Raw genomic sequence first — 17,239 nt, forward strand, 5'->3', positions numbered from 1 at the left:
TTAATTGTTGCCGCCGATGCGTGTGTATTAGTACTTAATAAACCGTGGCCGTTATATAGAAATGTAAAAGAAATTTTATTATATCCAAGTGCTTATTACGCTGCGCAATCAACTCGCGATAGTGCAGGACTTGTGAGTTACCATAATACGGTAAGACTAGGCGAGTCATGGCCTGGCGGCACGCTCGTTTTAAGCTGGCATGATGTACTTGAGGGTAATCGTTTACCAAGCGATGGACATAACTTGGTATTTCATGAGTTTGCGCATCAACTCGATCAAGAAACAGGTAAAACAACGGGCACACCCATTTTAAAAAGCTCAGCAGATTACAAAGAGTGGGGCAGAGTATTTAGTCGCGCTTTCACCCAGTTAAAAAGCCATGTTGCCTATAGCATGCCGCATGTTATTCACAGCTATGGTGCGACTAACGAAGCTGAGTTTTTTGCTGTACTCACCGAAACCTTCCTCGAAAAACCCGCAGAGCTGCGCCGATACGATCCTGAAATTTATAGTATGCTAGTTAATTACTATCAATTTGACCCTATTGTTTGGCATTAAACCTACATAAACCGCGCTTTATCATATAACGCTGGCAAGTTGCGTTTGTTTTTGTTGCAATCATGTGAAATAGTTTTTACTGCAACAATAACAAGCGAGAAACGCATGAAAAAAATGCTTCATACAGTATTGGCGCTGTCGGTGTCATTAGCGATAGGGCAGGTAAATGCCGCTGAAAAAGACGAACAAAAATGGCAAGTAGATTCACCTAAGGGGCAATTTGTTGACGCTGCAATTAGCGTTGAGCAGGGCACATGGATGAATATAGATATTAGCCCTGATGGTAAAACCGTGGTGTTTGACTTACTTGGCGATATTTACACTATGCCAATGAGTGGGGGGACAGCTACAAAGCTCACCTCTGATATTGCATGGCAAATGCAACCACGCTTTAGTCCTAACGGCAAAAGTATTGCGTTTACCTCCGATCAAGGTGGTGGCGATAACATTTGGATAATGGACTTAAATGGTGAAAATCAACACGCTGTTACCGATGAAACCTTTAGATTACTAAATAGTCCTGCATGGAGTCCTGATGGAGACTACTTAGTTGCGCGTAAACACTTTACAGCTAGCCGCTCATTGGGAGCAGGTGAAGTGTGGTTGTATCACAAAGCGGGTGGTAAGGGCGTACAGCTTACAAAACGCGAGAACGATCAAAAAGATTTAGGTGAGCCAATGTTTTCACCTGATGGTCGTTATGTATACTTTTCGCATGATGCAACACCCGGTAAAACCTTTCATTATTCAAAAGATTCTGTAGCGGGTATTTATAAAATTAAGCGCTACGACCGCGAAACGGGTGAAATTGAAACGGTAATCGATACGATGGGCGGTGCTATTAGGCCTACACCATCACCAGATGGTAAAAAGCTTGCTTATATAAAGCGTGATGATTTTCAAACTAGCTTGTATTTATATGACTTAACTAGCGGTGAGCACACTAAGCTTTACGATAAGCTTGAGCGAGATATGCAAGAAACCTGGGCTATTCATGGTGTATACCCAACCATTGCATGGACACCCGATAACGAAGAGTTAGTATTTTGGGCTGGTGGCACAATTCACAAGCTAGATGTTGCAGACAAATCTGTTAAAACCATACCTTTTAAAGTGCAAACAAGTAAAAAAATTCAAAAAGCAGTGCGATTTACACAAAACTTAGATACTGATGAATTTGATGTAAAAATGCTGCGTAATGTGCAAGTAAGCCCAGATGGCAAAACTGCAATATTTGAAGCGCTTGGGCATATTTATAAACGTGATTTAGAGTCGGGTAAAATTAAGCGTTTAACAAAGCAAACAGATCATTACGAATTATTTCCACAGTACTCTCGCGATGGTAAAAAAATAGTTTACACCACATGGGATGATAACAAACAAGGGTCTGTAAGGGTTGTGTCTGCGCGCAGTGGCCGTGGCGATACCATTACAACGCAGCCGGGCAAGTATGTAGAGCCAATTTTTAGCCCAGATGGAAAGACGGTTGTTTATCGTAAAGCCACTGGCGGCAGTATTTTAAACCCTAAGTGGTCACTTAATCCTGGTATATATAGCGTAAGCGCAAAAGGCGGTAAAAGTGAGCTTATTTCAAAAAGTGGTTATCAACCACAATTTGGAGATGCAAACGATCGCGTTTTTATAATGAGTCCTTGGCCAAAACCAACGCTTAGTGTAGTTGAGCTTGAAAGTAAAAAAGTTCGTAAACTATACGAGTCAGAACATGCGACAGAATTTAGAGTATCACCAGATGGGCAATATCTCGCTTTTGCTGAGCGATTTAAAGTATTTGTAACACCGTTTGTACAAAGTGGTAAAACAATTAATATTGGGCCTAAAGACAGTCAATTCCCAATAGAGCAGTTATCGGTACGTGCTGGTGAAAACATTAGTTGGAGCGCTAAGAGCAACACGCTTTATTGGACATTAGGGCCTGAGCTTTATCATGCAAGCCTTGATGGGATGTTTGCTATTAACAAAGCCGAAGATGCCGACTTTAAAGTGAAAAGTGGCGATAATATCGGCTTCAGTAAAAAAATGGCAGAGCCTAAAGGTATGATTGCGCTCACTGGTGCAAAAATTATAACTATGGACGGCGAAAAGGTTATTGAAAATGGTGTAATTATCACTGATGGCAAGCATATTAAAGCAATTGGTACAGCCAGCGATATAAGTATTCCTAAAGGTGCTGAGGTTATTGATGTAACAGGTAAAACTATTATGCCTGGTATTGTTGATGCTCATGCACATGGCTCGCAAGCAAGTGACGAAATTATACCTGAGCAAAACTGGAAAAACTTTGCAGGTTTAGCGCTAGGTGTTACTACAATTCACGATCCATCAAACGATACCTCTGAAATATTTACCGCAAGCGAAATGCAAAAGGCAGGCATGATTGTTGGCCCGCGTATTTTCTCAACGGGTACTATTTTATATGGCGCAAATATGCCAGGTTATACTTCGCATATTGACTCGTTAGACGATGCTAAATTTCATTTAGAGCGCCTTAAAAAAGTAGGTGCATTTAGTGTTAAGTCGTATAATCAACCACGTCGTGAGCAGCGCCAACAAGTTATTGAAGCAGGTCGTGAACTTGAAATGATGGTTGTCCCTGAAGGTGGCTCATTATTACAACATAACTTAAGTATGATTGTAGATGGACACACAGGTATCGAGCATTCAATCCCTGTAGAGAACATATACGACGATATAAAGCAGTTATGGTCGCAAAGTGATGTTGGCTATACACCAACACTTGTAGTGGCTTATGGTGGCATTTGGGGTGAAAATTACTGGTACGATAAAACTGATGTGTGGAATCATCCGCGTTTAAGTAAATTTGTGCCAAAAAATCAATTATTACCGCGCTCTATGCGCCGCATTAAAGCGCCCGATCATCACTATAATCACTTTAATAACGCACGCGTTGCTGCTGAGCTGCAAGACCTAGGTGTATTAGTTAACTTAGGTGCTCACGGTCAGCGTGAAGGCTTAGGTGCACACTGGGAGATGTGGATGTTTGCACAAGGCGGAATGACAACGCTTGAGGCAATACGTGCTTCAACACTCGATCCGGCTAAGTATTTAGGGCTTGATAAAAACGTAGGCTCGCTTGAAGTGGGCAAACTGGCTGATTTAATGGTTATAGATGGCGATCCGCTTAAAGACATTCGAGATTCGGATAAAGTAGATTACACCATGATCAATGGTCGACTATTTAATGCAGAGACAATGAATGAAGTGGGTAAAAAAGAACGCGAACCACTTTATTTTGAAGAACTGTAATTTATTTTAAACTTTTTAAAGCGGCTACATAGCCGCTTTTTTTAGCTTTGTATTATGTGTTTTAGCAAAGCAGTGCTTGGCATAATAAGTGGTTGAGTATGCATGACACGTGCTTGGCATATAAGCCCTTCCTTTAGAGTAAATAATGTTTGTGCGACATTTTCGGCTTTAGCTTTATTATTTTTTAGCTGAGGAGTGGCAAGTAAAGAATTCAATATAATTTTAAATACAGCTTGTTTATGTGCCTTACACTGTATTGCAATAGTATGCGCTGCGAGTGGATATTCTGCTGCTGCGTTTATGAAGAAGCATCCATTAAAATCGCCCAATTCCGGCACTCCACTATTAAACCAGCTCTCTAAACCTTTAAATAATCCATTAGCAACGTCAAGGGCGCTTTGTTTATCACAGACTTGTTCTAGCCAATTATTAAAATTTTTATCACGTGTGGCTAAGCAAGCAAGTATTAGCTCATCTTTGCTTGCGAAGTGATTATAAAGCGTTTTTTTAGCGATACCTGAAACGGCTAGAATTTCATTAATACCCACAGCATGTAAGCCTTTGCTATAAAAGAGATTAAGTGCTGTTGTAATAATTTGCTCTCGTTTATTCATAAAACCCCCTAAATATTAGCTGAAAGGTATCTTGACATAAGTAGACAGACTTGTCTATCATTGCCAGGTAGACAAGTCTGTCTGCTTTTATTTAAGGATGTAGCATGAATATTGAAGATATTAAATTAGCCTGTGTTGCTGGCTTTTTTTCAGCGCTAGTATTGGGTTTTTTATCTTGGCTGAATAATATTGGAGGCTATGGACTGTGGTTAATGGCACCTTTTGGCGCAACGGCAGTACTTGTATTTGGCATACCAAATAGCCCATTAGCACAACCAAAAAATGTGATTTTTGGTCATCTTTTAACAGCATTAGTGGGGATCGTTTTTGTAACCTATGTTGGTGACGGGAGTGTATCTATTGCATTAGCCGTTGGTTTTGCAATTACACTCATGATGCTTACTAAAACAGTGCACCCTGCGGCGGGTGCTAACCCTATTCTGATTATTGTATCTGGACAAAGTTGGGACTTTTTAATTATGCCAGTATTAGTCGGGACGATGTTCATTGTTATTTGTGGCTTTGCTGCAAAGTGGTTACTGTCTTCCACGGTAAATCGCGCACATAAAAAAACCGCTTAACGCGGTTTCTTTTAAAAATCATAAATGTTGATTAAACAACACCGCGCGGTAAGCGACAGTCATGATCTTTACGAGCTAAAATTACAATCCAAAGTTCTTCCGCTGTGTAACCTTCTTCGTTTTCGGTAACAACAGTGAATGGCGCTTTTTTCTGTGCTTTAACAGGCGCAGCTGCTTTTGGTTTTTTCGTTTTAGTTGTTTTACCAGAGTTTAACTTTTTAGTAAGCTCTGCTACGTCAGCTAGGCGTAAATTTTTACCGCCATCAATGCTGTACCAACCAGGTTTAGTTGTGATTTCAGGTTTTTTACCATTGGCAGTTTCGTACGCTGCTTCAAAGGCAGATAACACTTCTGTTTTGTCTAGTTTGCTCATCAGAGACCCTATACGTTGTGAACACAGATAAAGAAGAGGTATTTATACCTATTTTAAAACAGTTTTTCAATTTTTTGCGATTTTCCTTCCATTTTAGGGCTATAAACGCCAAAATTTGCACAAAATTCAGTGCTAAGTAAGGTAAGTTATATGCAACGTAGAGAATTTAACCAACTCCTAAATGACATTTTAAAACCTCATTTAATTAAAGATTTTTGCCCAAATGGCTTACAAGTTGAAGGTAAAAACGAAATTAAAAAAATTGTGACGGGTGTAACCGCAAGTCAAGCTTTAATAGATGCTGCCATTGAGCAACAAGCAGATGCTATTTTAGTTCACCATGGATTTTTTTGGAAAGGGGAATCCCAACCAATAACGGGAATGAAAAAGCGTCGTATAGGTGCGTTATTAGCACACGATATTAATTTATTTGGCTATCACTTACCACTCGATATTCATCCAGTAGTTGGCAATAACGCGCAACTTGCAAAGTTATTGGATATTGAAATTGAAACAGGGCTAGAGCCAACTTCAAATAGCGTAGCAATGAAAGGGCGTTTAAAAACACCATTAAGTGGTGAAGATTTTGCAGATAAAATTGCAAAAGTGCTAAATCGAACCCCGCTCACAAGCTTAGTACGTTCAACAAAAATTGAAACCATTGCACTGTGCACCGGTGGTGGGCAAGGATATATTGATTTAGCTGCAGAGCAAGGCATTGATGCTTATTTAACGGGTGAGGCATCGGAGCAGACAATTCATAGTTCTCGTGAGCAAAACATTGATTTTTTTGCCGCAGGGCATCATGCAACAGAGCGCTATGGTGTAAAAGCTCTGGGTGAGTTACTTGCTCAAGAGCATGGTTTTGATGTGACATTTATAGATATAGATAACCCAGTTTAACTAGGCTATCTATTAGTTAACCTGAACGCTACTTGAGATAGATTTTATTATCCAGAGTTCAGGTTAGTTAGACGAAATGAGTTACAGCGCCTCTGGATCTATCCAGCGGCGCAAACTTATCCATGTGTTTCCTACTACTTCGTGACTGTATTGCGTAACCACAAGTAAGGCATGAGCATTGGGAATAAACTGTTTGCTCCATGGAAGTGCAGCAAAATTATGATAATCAGTGGCTGCGGTTATGACTTCAATACCTTGAGCATTAAATAAGTCTTTTGCGCGTGGCATGTGCAGTACAGATGTTACTAGTGCAACCTTAAAGTCGACTAATTTTGATGCCAGTAACTTAGCTTCTTCACCTGTATCCATTGCTTTTGGGTTTTGGAATATACGACTCTTATTAACACCTAAACTAATTGCCGTTTGATACATAAGCCCGCTATTAGTGGTATTTTGATAACCCCCGCCTGACACTATAAGCTCTGCATTAGGGTAGTGCTTTGCCAGTTTTACACCTTCGACTAAGCGCGTTAGCGCACAATTACCTAATTGATTATTAGCACTGAGTGCAGGATTTGGGTTTATATCGCAACCTAGTACAACTATTTTGTCTATTTTTGGATGCTTTAGGGTATTAAATGCAAGCGACGTAGATTCATTATTTTGGATAATTAAATTGGCGATAAAGGGTGTGCTCAATGCAAGTAATACAATTAAGCTTAAAGTAGATAAGAAGAGAGCTGATTTGCGGCCTTTAAATGCGAGTAGGAGCATCAGGCACGCAAATAAACCAAATAGAGGCAGTGGCATAAGTAAGCCACCAATCATTTTTTTAATAACAAACATAAGAGTTAAACGCTGTAGGGTTAATTACAGCGATATTACTCATTATATTGATGATTATCGACCGTTATTTAGCTTACACGTATTTAAAAAGTGACGATAAACAGGGTTATCTTTCATGTCTTTTTTCATCGCTAAATACATAGGACGAGTAAGGCCAAGAGCGCCCAAAGGAATTGATTTAATTAAGCCTTGGCTTTCATAAGGTGTAACTAGCCAATCAGGTAAAGCGGCAACGCCCATGCCGGCACTTACTAGTTGAAAAATAAGTAATCCTTGGTCAACCGTTTTTAACGTACCGTCAAAACGTGCATTTTGAATGAAATGCTTAAATATATCTTGGCGTTCACGCGGGATAGGGTATGAAATAATAGTTTCGTTTTTTAAATCAAGCGCTGTTACATACGCTTTTTTAGCAAGTTCATGATCCGGTGCCACAATAAGCTTCAATTTAAAATCAAATAAGTGCGCGTATTCTAATGTGTCGGGTTCACGTATGTCAGATGTTAAAACTAAATCGAGCTCATCGCTTAGTAAGTCAGGAATAGCGTCGTAACTAAAGCCGCGCTCGTAATCAATTTTTATATCAGGCCAAAAGTTATTAAATTCTTTAATAGTAGGCAACAACCAATGAAAACATGCATGGCATTCCACACTTAAACGCAGTTGAGAAATAGGCTGATTTAAGCTTTCTTTCAAACGGCATTTAGTCGCTTCCATTTTTGGTAATATTTCGTGAGCTAACTCAAGTAATAGCATTCCCTGAGGGGTAAAGCGGACTGGTTGAGTTTTACGCTCAAATAATTGGCAATCTAATTTATTCTCTAAATCTTTGATTTGATGAGACAAAGCAGACTGTGTCAAAAATAACTCTCGTGCTGTATTAACCAAAGATCCTGTTTCTTTTAGGGTTGCTATGGTTTTTAAATGTTTAATACCAATCATCTTTAAAAATTCTCATGGGAAAAGTGAGTTCAGCTCAGATTAACCACATACTACGCCTATACAAAAAACGTTTCAACGTCTAGATGGCTAAAAGTTTGCGATTTATTGTGGTTTATTGCAGTTTGTTGCTATGAATCGCGAAAATATTAGAATTAGTAACGATAAAAGTCATTCAAAAACTGGTTTGATGAGTTTTAGATGAGTTTGCTTCACGTTGTATTTTAAGTATATCGATTGCGGTGTGCTTCACCTCAGTGTGAATTTTGACTATATAAATAACTGTGTGGGGTGGGGAATGGTTACTTTAGGTTGTGGTTTAAAAACTAAAGTCATTTTGCTTTTTAGCTTTAGTTTAATGGATGAGTATATACGTAATACCTAAGCCAGCGACCTACTCGCTGGCTTTTTTATAAGGGCTTATTAATAAGTAATATGGCTTCTTTGGCTGTGACCGGTTTTGACTTTAAAAAACCTTGGCCATAGTCGCACGCGGTGGATTGTAAAATGGCTAATTGTTCAAGTGTTTCTATCCCTTCAGCAACAACCTCAAGTTTTAATGATTGCGCAAGTGATAAAATGGCTTCAACAAGTGGATTGGTGGAATCTTGTAGGTGGTCAATAAAACTTTTATCTATTTTTAAAATATGAATAGGCAGTTGGTGCAAGTAGCCGAGTGCCGAGTAACCCGTTCCAAAATCGTCAAGGCACAATTTTACTTTTAAAGGTGAAAGACCTTCTATTATTTGAGTGGCGAGTTCTAGATTTTCTATTAAGCCTGATTCGGTAATTTCTAAACATAAAGAACCCAGAGGTAATTGGTATTTATTATAAATAGAATGTATTTGCGCTACAAAATCGAGGCTTGCAAAATGCCGTGACGATACATTAACCGTTACTTTCAAAAAGCGATGACCTTGCTGGTGCCAATTAGAAATCTGCTGAGCGGCTAAATCAAGTAAATGTAAATCAAGATTTATAATTTGCCCTGTAGTTTCAGCTATCGGTATAAAGTCATTAGGTGGTACAAATCCTTTTTTAGGATGATGCCAGCGCACAAGTGCTTCAAAACCAATAATCTCACTTGTGGTAATTGTAAAAATTGGCTGAAAATAGAGTTCAAATTCGTTGTGTTCTATACCGTGTTGCAAGTCGTTTTCGATATCGGCATGGGTTTTAAGTTTTTTACGCATCGTGTTATTAAAAAACTTAACTTGTCCACGCCCGGTGGATTTTGCTTCATACATAGCAGCATCAGCTTGTTGCAGTAATATATAAGCTTGATCGTTTATGTTGTCGGTATAGGCAATACCAATACTAGTAGAGGCTTGAAGTAAGTGGCTATCTACATTAAGAGGTTTTGATAATGCGCTTTTAATTCGGTTTAAAGCTTCATTAACTTGGTTTTTATGTGTGATATTTTCCATAAAAATAGCAAATTCATCACCGCCTAAACGAGCAAATGTATCGGTGCTTCGTACTGTACTTTTAATTAAGTCGCATATTTTTATAAGAAAATGGTCTCCGACTTCATGCCCTAGCGAATCATTAATACTTTTAAAACGATCAAAATCTAGATACAGCAGGGCATGGCTAGTACTTTTTTTAGCACGCGTTAAACGTAAAATAGCATGCTTTATTCTCTCAATGAGTAATGAGCGGTTAGCAAGGCCGGTAAGCTCGTCATGCAATGCTTTATGCTCGAGCTCTTGTCGGGCTAGTTGTCTATCAATTGCCATACTTATTTGGCGACTTACGTAAGTTAGAAGAGCGCTGTCGTGTTCGTTGTATTGCAGTGTTTTATCGTAGCTTTGTACAACAATAACACCGCTTATACGATCACTTGTTTTAAATGGAACACCCAACCAAGACTCTGATTGTCTGCCTACCATTTTAAAATCACCGTTATCTATATGACTTTGAAAGGCATCTTTATTGAGTAATAAGGTTTGCTCTGTTTGCAGTAGGTAATATGAAGCAGTGTCTTTTAGCTGTTCTTTAGATATTTTTTGATGTGTTTTGGTGTTTATGCCTTCTTCGACTATATAAACAAGGTCAAGTATATCTACTTTTTTGTCATATAAAGCGATAAAAAAGTTATCAGCACGAAGTAAGTTATTGATAATTGAATGCAAGGCTTCAAAGAAGGTATCTAAGTCGTTAGCTTTGTAGGTTAGGTTGGCTATTTGTAATAAGCTATTTTCTAATTTTTGTGCGTTGTTAAGTTGCTCAACTGTTTTTTGTAAGTTATTTACCGTATTTACCTGGTTAATTTTAGCACTGAGTAAGTGGGCAACTGTTGTAAGAATTTCAAGGTGTGCGTTTGTAAAGTAGCCTTTAATAGGGTGCTCACAATCAATAACACCTAAAACTTGTTCTTTATATATAAGAGGGACGCATAGTTCTGATTGGGCAGGGCGCTCATCTGCGATATAACGGCTATCTTTTGTTACATCATCGATAATTACGGCTTTACCAGTAGTTGCAACAGCCCCAGTAATTCCTTCACTAAAACGTATTACTTTACGTTCGGCTTGATATTTGTCACGGGCGTGAGCAATACCCATCGAGGCAACTTGATTTAATGTATAAGCATTGTTATCGGCAAGGTAAATAACGCAATCAACAAATCCTAAACGGTTAACAACGTGCGTTGTAACATACTCAAATAGCTCGTCTAGTGTGTCTAGTTGCAATAAGCTTGATGAAAATTGATTGATAATACTCAGTTGATCAGTTTTTATCTCAAGTGCTCTTGAGGCATCATTTTTGTAAGACATAGGCAATTTATATTATTCTTTTTATTTTTAAATACGTAGCTAAGTTAACCTAATCTTGGATTTTGTACAAAATAAAGCGATGAGTGGTTTTAATTGGCTGTAAATTATTATGACGAATGACTTTAATTAATTGTAAGTAATAACAATAGCTAATCCCAATTGAATTGGAGTATTAAGCTTTAATTACACAACTCGGTAATGTCATTAGCATATACATTATTTTTAATAAAATCTTTACTCGAAAACATCATATGCCTATGATCGGATAAATTCAGCCTTGGAACAAAGTAATGACAAGCAATAATACAAACTCTGTAACAACCCTTACTATCACTCGCCCAGATGACTGGCATGTACATTTACGTGATGGCGACCAGCTAAAGGATACTGTACGAGACATTAGCAGATACATGGGTCGCGCTATTATTATGCCAAACCTTGTTCCGCCGGCAACATGTACTGATACCGCTCTTTCTTATCGAGAACGTATTATGGCAGCAGGCCCACAAGGTGCCTTTGAGCCTTTAATGGTACTTTACCTTACTGATAAAACGACACCAGATGAAATAAAGAAAGCAAAAGCAACGGGCAAAATAGTAGCTGCAAAGCTGTATCCTGCGGGCGCTACAACCAATTCTGATTCGGGTGTTACATCAGTCAAAAATATTTACCCGGTTTTAAAAGCAATGCAAGAAGTAGGTATGTTGCTGTTAGTACACGGAGAAGTTACTGATTCATCAATTGATATTTTTGACCGTGAAAAAGTATTTTTAGAGACGATTTTAGGGGATGTGGTAAGTGACTTTCCTGAACTTAAAATTGTACTAGAGCATATTACAACTAAAGATGCAGTAGAGTTTGTAGTTAATGCACCTAGCAATGTAGCAGCAACAATTACAGCTCATCATTTACTTTATAATCGTAATCATATGTTAGCGGGTGGAATTCGCCCACATTATTACTGTTTGCCAATCCTCAAACGTAACATTCACCAGCAAGCATTAATGGCCGCAGCTATAAGTGGAAATAAAAAGTTTTTCTTAGGAACTGATTCTGCACCACATTATAAAGATAAAAAAGAAGCTGCTTGTGGTTGTGCTGGTGCATATACGGCCCATGCCGCTATTGAGTTATACGCTGAAGCATTCGAAGAAGCGGGAGCTTTGGACATGCTTGAAGGATTTGCAAGCCACTTTGGTCCTGACTTTTATGAGTTGCCGCGTAATGCCGATACAATAACATTACAAAGAAAACCATGGGACGTACCTGCAAGTTATACCCTAGGCGACTCTGAAGTTGTGCCTATAAAAGCAGAAGATACTATTGATTGGTCTGTTAAATAGTTAATATTTTATATTTAAACCAAAAGCCGCTTAATTTTTAAAGCGGCTTTTTTGTTTGTATTTTTGATGTTATTGAAGCGTTATTTGACAGTATTGCTTTTGTAGAGGGCTTTTATACGCGTTTATAGCAATATATATTACAATAATACTTTATAGTTTTTGCTTGGAAATTAGTCAGTTAAAGGCGATTTTAAACAAATTTATATTTTTAATAAATAATTCCCAATTAATAGAGCGAAAAAAAATATAATGTGTTAATCTTACCTTGCTTTGAGTTTTTATGTATTGAATTTACGGATATTGTGCTGCGTTTAAGGTTACCGGTTAGGTTATTACTTGTTCCTGTACTGTACCTCCATATTTTTGAGCATTGACTCAAGGAGGATATTGCCATAATAATATGGCTGAATTTTAATTATTGACTTACAGGAAAATTTAGTATGTCGGTTACTGGTAAAGTAAAGTTTTTCAACGAAGCTAAAGGCTTTGGTTTCATTGAACAAGAAAATGGTCCTGACGTGTTTGTACATTTCAGCGCAATCACTGGTTCTGGTTTTCGCACTCTTAGCGAAGGTCAAGCAGTGACATTCAGCATCAAACAAGGTCAAAAAGGCCCTGAAGCTGAGAACGTAGAAGCAGCATAATTTATTATGTGAACTCTAGTTCATCTTGGTGAAGCAGGTCTCTGTTTCACCATAATTCCTCTCTATGTACATAATTAATAAAATTCTTCTTTTTAAATCCTTAAACACAAATTTCGTATATTCTTAAATCTTCTATTTTAATACACACCCAAAATTCAATTATCTGAATAACTTATACAATCGAACCACTTTCTATCGCATTTAAAACATCCCTTACAATTTATCCAACTGGTCTGATACTTATGTACATAAAAATGATGCCAAATAACAATCTGTGTAAATTTTAGTGTAAGTCTTGCTAGTGCAATCAGGTTGAAATTTTGTACTTTAACTATAAATGGGCAAGGGAACCTCTATAGACCTCTGATAGCTTATTATGGAAGCGTTGGGCATCATTTATAGTCCATTATTATTAAAGTTGAGCAGCTTTTTGTGATTAACTTTGTTACTAAATAAATTTAACTGTTAAATAGTATTAATGAGCACTCTAAAGCGGTAAATGTAACTCGTCTAATTATCGAAAGCTATTTGGCTATTTCAGGCCTTGCTAAAAGAAACTTATTATTAAGATTATTATTACTATTTATGGGAAACACGTTTTATAAATGGCTTTAGGCATTGCGTGCATAAAGCAAGGTGGGCGGTATTGTAGATTATCCAGTGTTGTTTTTTTGTGCGACAAATGGTTTGTTTTTTCAGATGAAGTGTTATTGGGGAGATAAAATGTGCTGAAATCGTTTAAAAAATAACTTTTGTCATATCTATCTATATTTTTTTTTGTTTTTTTTCAGTGCGAATTCAGCTTTGGCTAAATGTTGCAATAATGTTGTTTTATGTCAGTACAATGCGAATAAATACACCCCTCAAAAGGCTTTAATCGAAATATTAAGCAAAAGCTTAGTTGCAATAATGTTAACAGTTGTGTGCTAGTACTTTTGTTTAAGCATTAACTTAGCTATTTATTTGCAGAGATTAGTAAACATCAAGTTGACAGCGCTAATTGCATTTAGCATTATTGGAAGGTTGATATCTATTAAAAGATATCAGGGTTGTTCTCTTCGGAGGATAATTAAATTATAAAAGTAACATTACTTAATTGGTTGGGAACTATGTCTGTTAAAATCAGAAAGAGTCTTGTAGCAACTGCGTTGGTTGGCGCATTTGCATTTGCAAGCAGCAATGTGATTGCAGATCCTTTGAATGACGTGCAAAAAGCAGGTCAACAAATTCAAAAGGCTGCGGTTAAGTCTCAAACTAAAATTGACAATGTATATGGTCAAACTCAGGAGCTAATCGCTGAGTACCGTAGCGTTGTTGATGAGACTGAACTTATGAAAGTGTATAACGATCACGTGTCGCGCTTGGTTGATAGCCAAAACGCGTCTATTGAATCGTTTGATCGTCAAATCGCTACGATTGATAACACGAAACAAAACGTTGTGCCTTTGATGTATCGCATGATCGATACGCTTGAGCAATTCATCAAAGCGGACGTTCCATTTAATCTAGAGACGCGTTTAGGACGTGTTGAAAGACTACGTGAAATCATGGTTTCTGCGTCTGTAACGACGTCTGAAAAATTCCGTCAAGTACTTGAAGCTTACACTATTGAAACAGCATACAGCTCACTTGTATCTGCTTCACAAGGTACACTAGAAGTTGATGGCAAAAGTATTAACGTTGATATCGGTCAGTTAGGTCGTATTACTTACGTTGCTCAGTCTTTTGACTTGAAACATGCTTGGGTGTGGGATAACAACACTAAACAGTGGAAAGAATTAGGTGAAGAATACCTAAAACCTGTTAAAGAAGTTATTCGTATGGCGCGTAAGCAAGCGACATTAGAACTTGTTAAACTACCTATCTTTGGCGCGGAGTAATCAATAATGAAGAAACTATTTAAAGGTTTTGCTGTTGCCGCAGTACTAACTGTTTCTGCAGGTACCGCGTTAAATGCACATGCAAATACTGGAGCTCTAGATAAAATACTTGAGCAAGTAAAGCAAGAGCGTATCTCTGAAGGTAAAATCGATAAGAAACGTGAACAAGAGTTCTTATCAGATCGTGCTGACAAGCAATCTTTACTTAATAAAGCTAAAAGCCAACTTGCTTCTGAGAAGTCTCGTGGTGAAAGCTTAACTAAGCAATATGCACAAAATGAAAACACGTTAGCTGAAAAAGAAGCTGCTCTTCAAAGTGCTCAAGGTACTTTGGGTGAGATGTTTGGTGTTGTACGTCGTGCAGCTCAAGACGCTATCGGTTCTATCGAAGCATCACTAGTTAGTGCTGAGAAACCTGGCCGTGCAGAAATCTTACGTTCATTAGCTGCTGCTAAAGAACTTCCAACTGTTCGTGAACTTGAAGAGCTTTGGATTTCACTTCAAACAGAAATGACTGAATCAGCTAAAGTTTCAACTTTTGAAACTGAAGTTGCTGGTCTTGACGGTAACCCGTCAATGAAGAAAGTAACGCGTATCGGTAACTTTAACTTAGTTACAGACGATGGTTACTTAATTTACTCACCAGAAACTAAGTCTATTCAGCCTCTAGGTAAACAGCCTGATAGCTATATTTTAGACGGTATCACTGATCTTGAAAATACATCACCAGATAACTACGCTGGTGTTTATATCGATCCGACTCGTGGTGCTATCTTACGTATCAACACTCAAAAAGCGACACTTATGGAATACTTCCATCAAGGTGGCGTAGTTGGTTATATCATTACAGCTTTACTAGCTTTAGGTATGCTAATTACTCTAATTCGCTTTGTTGACCTTACACTTACTACTAGTAAGATTAAGAGCCAGCTTAAAAATGTTGCTACACCGAATACAAATAACCCACTGGGTCGTATTCTTAAAGTGTACCATGACAACAAGAACCAAGATGTTGAAAACCTTGAGCTTAAACTTGATGAAGCGATTCTACGTGAAACGCCGCGCATCGAAGCTGGTATCAACATAATTAAGATTCTTGCTGCAATCGCACCGTTACTAGGTCTACTAGGTACAGTAATCGGTATGATCTTAACGTTCCAAACAATCACATTGTTCGGTACGGGTGATCCGAAGATCATGGCAGGTAACATCTCTCTAGCACTTGTAACTACAGCGCTAGGTCTAATTGCTGCATTACCACTAATTCTACTTCATGCTCTTGTAGCTGGTCGTAGTAAGTCGGTATTACACATCCTTGATGAGCAAAGCGCGGGTATCGTTGCTACTCACGCGGAGAAGGAGAAAGCCTAATGCTAGTCCTGATGGAGATATGGGAATCTATCAGGGATTTTGTTGGCACAGGCGGCCAGGTTTTATACGTGGTCGCGATAGCACTCTTTCTGATGTGGGTTTTAATGATTGAGCGCTATTGGTTTCTACTTGCAGAGTTTCCTCGCACAGCGAAAGAAATTGTAGCAAAGTGGGATGCCCGCCAAGACACTACGTCTTGGTACGCACACAGAATCCGTGAAGCATGGATTTCTGAAGCGTCTGAAAAATTAGATCAGCGTATGTTGTTGATTAAGACATTAGTAGCTGTTTGTCCTTTAATAGGCTTACTTGGTACTGTTACTGGTATGATCTCGGTTTTTGAAACCATGGCCAACCAGGGTACGGGTAATGCACGCTTAATGGCATCAGGTATTTCAATGGCAACAATCCCAACAATGGCTGGAATGGTTGCGGCACTATCTGGAGTATTTTTTAGCTCACGTCTTGAGACAAAAGCTAAAATGGTGAAAGCCAAACTTATTGATAGTATGCCTCATCACTAGAGAGAGAATTAAATATGGCACGTAAACAACGTTTTCGTGAAGAAGAAGAAGCAGCGGTTGATATGACGCCAATGCTTGACATCGTATTTATCATGCTTATTTTCTTTATCGTAACTACATCGTTCGTTAAAGAGGCTGGTATCGAGGTCAATAAACCAAAAGCTGCCCAAGCTACTAAGCAAAAAAATGCTAACATTTTTATTGCTATTCGTAGTAACGGCGAAATCTGGGTTGATAAACAACAAATTGATGTTGAACGTATTTCAGCAAAAATCGAAAGTTTATTAGCAGAACAACCTACTGAAGTTGTGATTATACAAGCTGATAAAGAAGCTAAACACGGCACAGTGGTTAAAGTTATGGACCAGATTAAAGCGACGGGTGACAACCTTAGAATTTCAATAGCTGGAGATCAGTAATGATTCGTTTTCTGTTTTCACTGATTGCAGGTGGGGCAGTTACTTTCGGCTTGTTCTACTTCATGGCCTTCCTCATCTCTGGTGGGGCTGACCGTAATACGGAACAAAAAGAGCAGATCATAGTCGAAATAATGACGAATCCGCCTGAATCTAAGGTGCAGGAGAGGAAGCGTGTACCG

At 38.3% G+C, this 17,239-nt stretch carries 15 protein-coding genes and 1 pseudogene; 11 read left to right on the forward strand and 5 right to left on the reverse strand.

Going from position 1 to position 17,239, the window contains the following annotated elements; genetic code table 11:
* Together L654_RS0100920 and L654_RS0100930 are read left to right on the forward strand one after the other, a co-directional pair.
* The coding region (locus tag L654_RS0100920; protein WP_024606974.1) for a M90 family metallopeptidase at positions 1–558 on the forward strand (558 nt) is incomplete at its 5' end.
* Positions 559–663: 105 nt separating this feature from the next.
* Positions 664–3,843: an amidohydrolase family protein gene (locus tag L654_RS0100930; RefSeq protein WP_024606975.1), complete on the forward strand. Its 3,180-nt coding sequence runs from the start codon at positions 664–666 to the stop codon at positions 3,841–3,843.
* Positions 3,844–3,884: 41 nt separating this feature from the next.
* Here the strand turns inward: L654_RS0100930 and L654_RS0100935 are convergent, their stop codons facing one another.
* Entirely contained in the window at positions 3,885–4,457 is a 573-nt protein-coding gene (locus tag L654_RS0100935; RefSeq protein WP_010555097.1) for a TetR/AcrR family transcriptional regulator, read from the reverse strand.
* Positions 4,458–4,561: 104 nt separating this feature from the next.
* Here L654_RS0100935 and L654_RS0100940 point away from each other — a divergent pair, with 104 nt between their 5' ends.
* Positions 4,562–5,038, forward strand: a complete 477-nt coding sequence (locus tag L654_RS0100940) for an HPP family protein (RefSeq protein WP_029753434.1) — start codon at positions 4,562–4,564, stop codon at positions 5,036–5,038.
* A gap of 31 nt (positions 5,039–5,069) precedes the next feature.
* Here L654_RS0100940 and L654_RS0100945 read toward each other — a convergent pair whose 3' ends face one another.
* Positions 5,070–5,411 carry a hypothetical protein gene (locus L654_RS0100945; protein WP_002961684.1) on the reverse strand — a complete coding sequence of 114 codons (342 nt, stop codon included), beginning with the start codon at positions 5,409–5,411 and terminating at the stop codon, positions 5,070–5,072.
* 150 nt (positions 5,412–5,561) lie between these two features.
* Between L654_RS0100945 and L654_RS0100950 the strand changes: the two genes are divergently transcribed.
* Positions 5,562–6,314: a Nif3-like dinuclear metal center hexameric protein gene (locus L654_RS0100950; protein ID WP_024606977.1), complete on the forward strand. Its 753-nt coding sequence runs from the start codon at positions 5,562–5,564 to the stop codon at positions 6,312–6,314.
* Positions 6,315–6,395: 81 nt separating this feature from the next.
* Here the strand turns inward: L654_RS0100950 and L654_RS0100955 are convergent, their stop codons facing one another.
* The 3 genes from L654_RS0100955 to L654_RS0100965 all read right to left on the reverse strand — a co-directional run bounded on the left by L654_RS0100955 (position 6,396) and on the right by L654_RS0100965 (position 10,879).
* Complete coding sequence (locus tag L654_RS0100955) at positions 6,396–7,160, reverse strand: ElyC/SanA/YdcF family protein (protein ID WP_024606978.1); 765 nt, start codon at positions 7,158–7,160, stop codon at positions 6,396–6,398.
* Positions 7,161–7,214: 54 nt separating this feature from the next.
* Positions 7,215–8,102 (reverse strand): LysR family transcriptional regulator, encoded by an 888-nt coding sequence (locus tag L654_RS0100960; protein WP_002961689.1) that lies wholly within the window; start codon positions 8,100–8,102, stop codon positions 7,215–7,217.
* Positions 8,103–8,509: 407 nt separating this feature from the next.
* Positions 8,510–10,879: a GGDEF domain-containing protein gene (locus L654_RS0100965; RefSeq protein ID WP_024606979.1), complete on the reverse strand. Its 2,370-nt coding sequence runs from the start codon at positions 10,877–10,879 to the stop codon at positions 8,510–8,512.
* 290 nt (positions 10,880–11,169) lie between these two features.
* Between L654_RS0100965 and pyrC the strand changes: the two genes are divergently transcribed.
* The 7 genes and pseudogenes from pyrC to L654_RS0101000 form a co-directional block, all read left to right on the forward strand.
* On the forward strand, positions 11,170–12,222 hold the full coding sequence (gene pyrC, locus L654_RS0100970) for a dihydroorotase (protein WP_024606980.1): 1,053 nt from the start codon (positions 11,170–11,172) through the stop codon (positions 12,220–12,222).
* A 440-nt stretch (positions 12,223–12,662) separates the two neighbouring features.
* Entirely contained in the window at positions 12,663–12,866 is a 204-nt protein-coding gene (locus L654_RS0100975; protein ID WP_002961702.1) for a cold-shock protein, read from the forward strand.
* A gap of 1,109 nt (positions 12,867–13,975) precedes the next feature.
* Positions 13,976–14,746 carry a DUF3450 domain-containing protein gene (locus L654_RS0100980; protein WP_024590812.1) on the forward strand — a complete coding sequence of 257 codons (771 nt, stop codon included), beginning with the start codon at positions 13,976–13,978 and terminating at the stop codon, positions 14,744–14,746.
* 6 nt (positions 14,747–14,752) lie between these two features.
* Positions 14,753–16,117 carry a MotA/TolQ/ExbB proton channel family protein gene (locus L654_RS0100985; protein ID WP_007583865.1) on the forward strand — a complete coding sequence of 455 codons (1,365 nt, stop codon included), beginning with the start codon at positions 14,753–14,755 and terminating at the stop codon, positions 16,115–16,117.
* On the forward strand, positions 16,117–16,641 hold the full coding sequence (locus L654_RS0100990; protein ID WP_002961709.1) for a MotA/TolQ/ExbB proton channel family protein: 525 nt from the start codon (positions 16,117–16,119) through the stop codon (positions 16,639–16,641). The genes L654_RS0100985 and L654_RS0100990 overlap by 1 nt, the downstream gene beginning before the upstream one ends.
* Positions 16,642–16,655: 14 nt before the next feature.
* A complete protein-coding gene (locus tag L654_RS0100995; protein WP_007583867.1) occupies positions 16,656–17,060 on the forward strand; it encodes a biopolymer transporter ExbD in 405 nt (134 codons plus the stop codon).
* Positions 17,060–17,239 (forward strand): annotated as a pseudogene (locus L654_RS0101000) (energy transducer TonB); the annotation flags it as partial. The gene L654_RS0100995 and the pseudogene L654_RS0101000, both read left to right, overlap by 1 nt.

Origin of the sequence: Pseudoalteromonas sp. TAB23 (assembly GCF_000498075.1) — a bacterium.
GTDB classification, from domain to species: Bacteria; Pseudomonadota; Gammaproteobacteria; order Enterobacterales; family Alteromonadaceae; genus Pseudoalteromonas; species Pseudoalteromonas arctica.

What these genes read in the sequence shown, in the direction of transcription:
- L654_RS0100930 (WP_024606975.1), top strand. Translation starts at nt 664, where the DNA reads ATGAAAAAAATGCTTCATACAGTATTGGCGCTGTCGGTGTCATTAGCG.
- L654_RS0100935 (WP_010555097.1), bottom strand. Translation starts at nt 4,457, where the DNA reads ATGAATAAACGAGAGCAAATTATTACAACAGCACTTAATCTCTTTTAT.
- L654_RS0100940 (WP_029753434.1), top strand. Translation starts at nt 4,562, where the DNA reads ATGAATATTGAAGATATTAAATTAGCCTGTGTTGCTGGCTTTTTTTCA.
- L654_RS0100945 (WP_002961684.1), bottom strand. Translation starts at nt 5,411, where the DNA reads ATGAGCAAACTAGACAAAACAGAAGTGTTATCTGCCTTTGAAGCAGCG.
- L654_RS0100950 (WP_024606977.1), top strand. Translation starts at nt 5,562, where the DNA reads ATGCAACGTAGAGAATTTAACCAACTCCTAAATGACATTTTAAAACCT.
- L654_RS0100955 (WP_024606978.1), bottom strand. Translation starts at nt 7,160, where the DNA reads ATGTTTGTTATTAAAAAAATGATTGGTGGCTTACTTATGCCACTGCCT.
- L654_RS0100960 (WP_002961689.1), bottom strand. Translation starts at nt 8,102, where the DNA reads ATGATTGGTATTAAACATTTAAAAACCATAGCAACCCTAAAAGAAACA.
- L654_RS0100965 (WP_024606979.1), bottom strand. Translation starts at nt 10,879, where the DNA reads ATGTCTTACAAAAATGATGCCTCAAGAGCACTTGAGATAAAAACTGAT.
- pyrC (WP_024606980.1), top strand. Translation starts at nt 11,170, where the DNA reads ATGACAAGCAATAATACAAACTCTGTAACAACCCTTACTATCACTCGC.
- L654_RS0100975 (WP_002961702.1), top strand. Translation starts at nt 12,663, where the DNA reads ATGTCGGTTACTGGTAAAGTAAAGTTTTTCAACGAAGCTAAAGGCTTT.
- L654_RS0100980 (WP_024590812.1), top strand. Translation starts at nt 13,976, where the DNA reads ATGTCTGTTAAAATCAGAAAGAGTCTTGTAGCAACTGCGTTGGTTGGC.
- L654_RS0100985 (WP_007583865.1), top strand. Translation starts at nt 14,753, where the DNA reads ATGAAGAAACTATTTAAAGGTTTTGCTGTTGCCGCAGTACTAACTGTT.
- L654_RS0100990 (WP_002961709.1), top strand. Translation starts at nt 16,117, where the DNA reads ATGCTAGTCCTGATGGAGATATGGGAATCTATCAGGGATTTTGTTGGC.
- L654_RS0100995 (WP_007583867.1), top strand. Translation starts at nt 16,656, where the DNA reads ATGGCACGTAAACAACGTTTTCGTGAAGAAGAAGAAGCAGCGGTTGAT.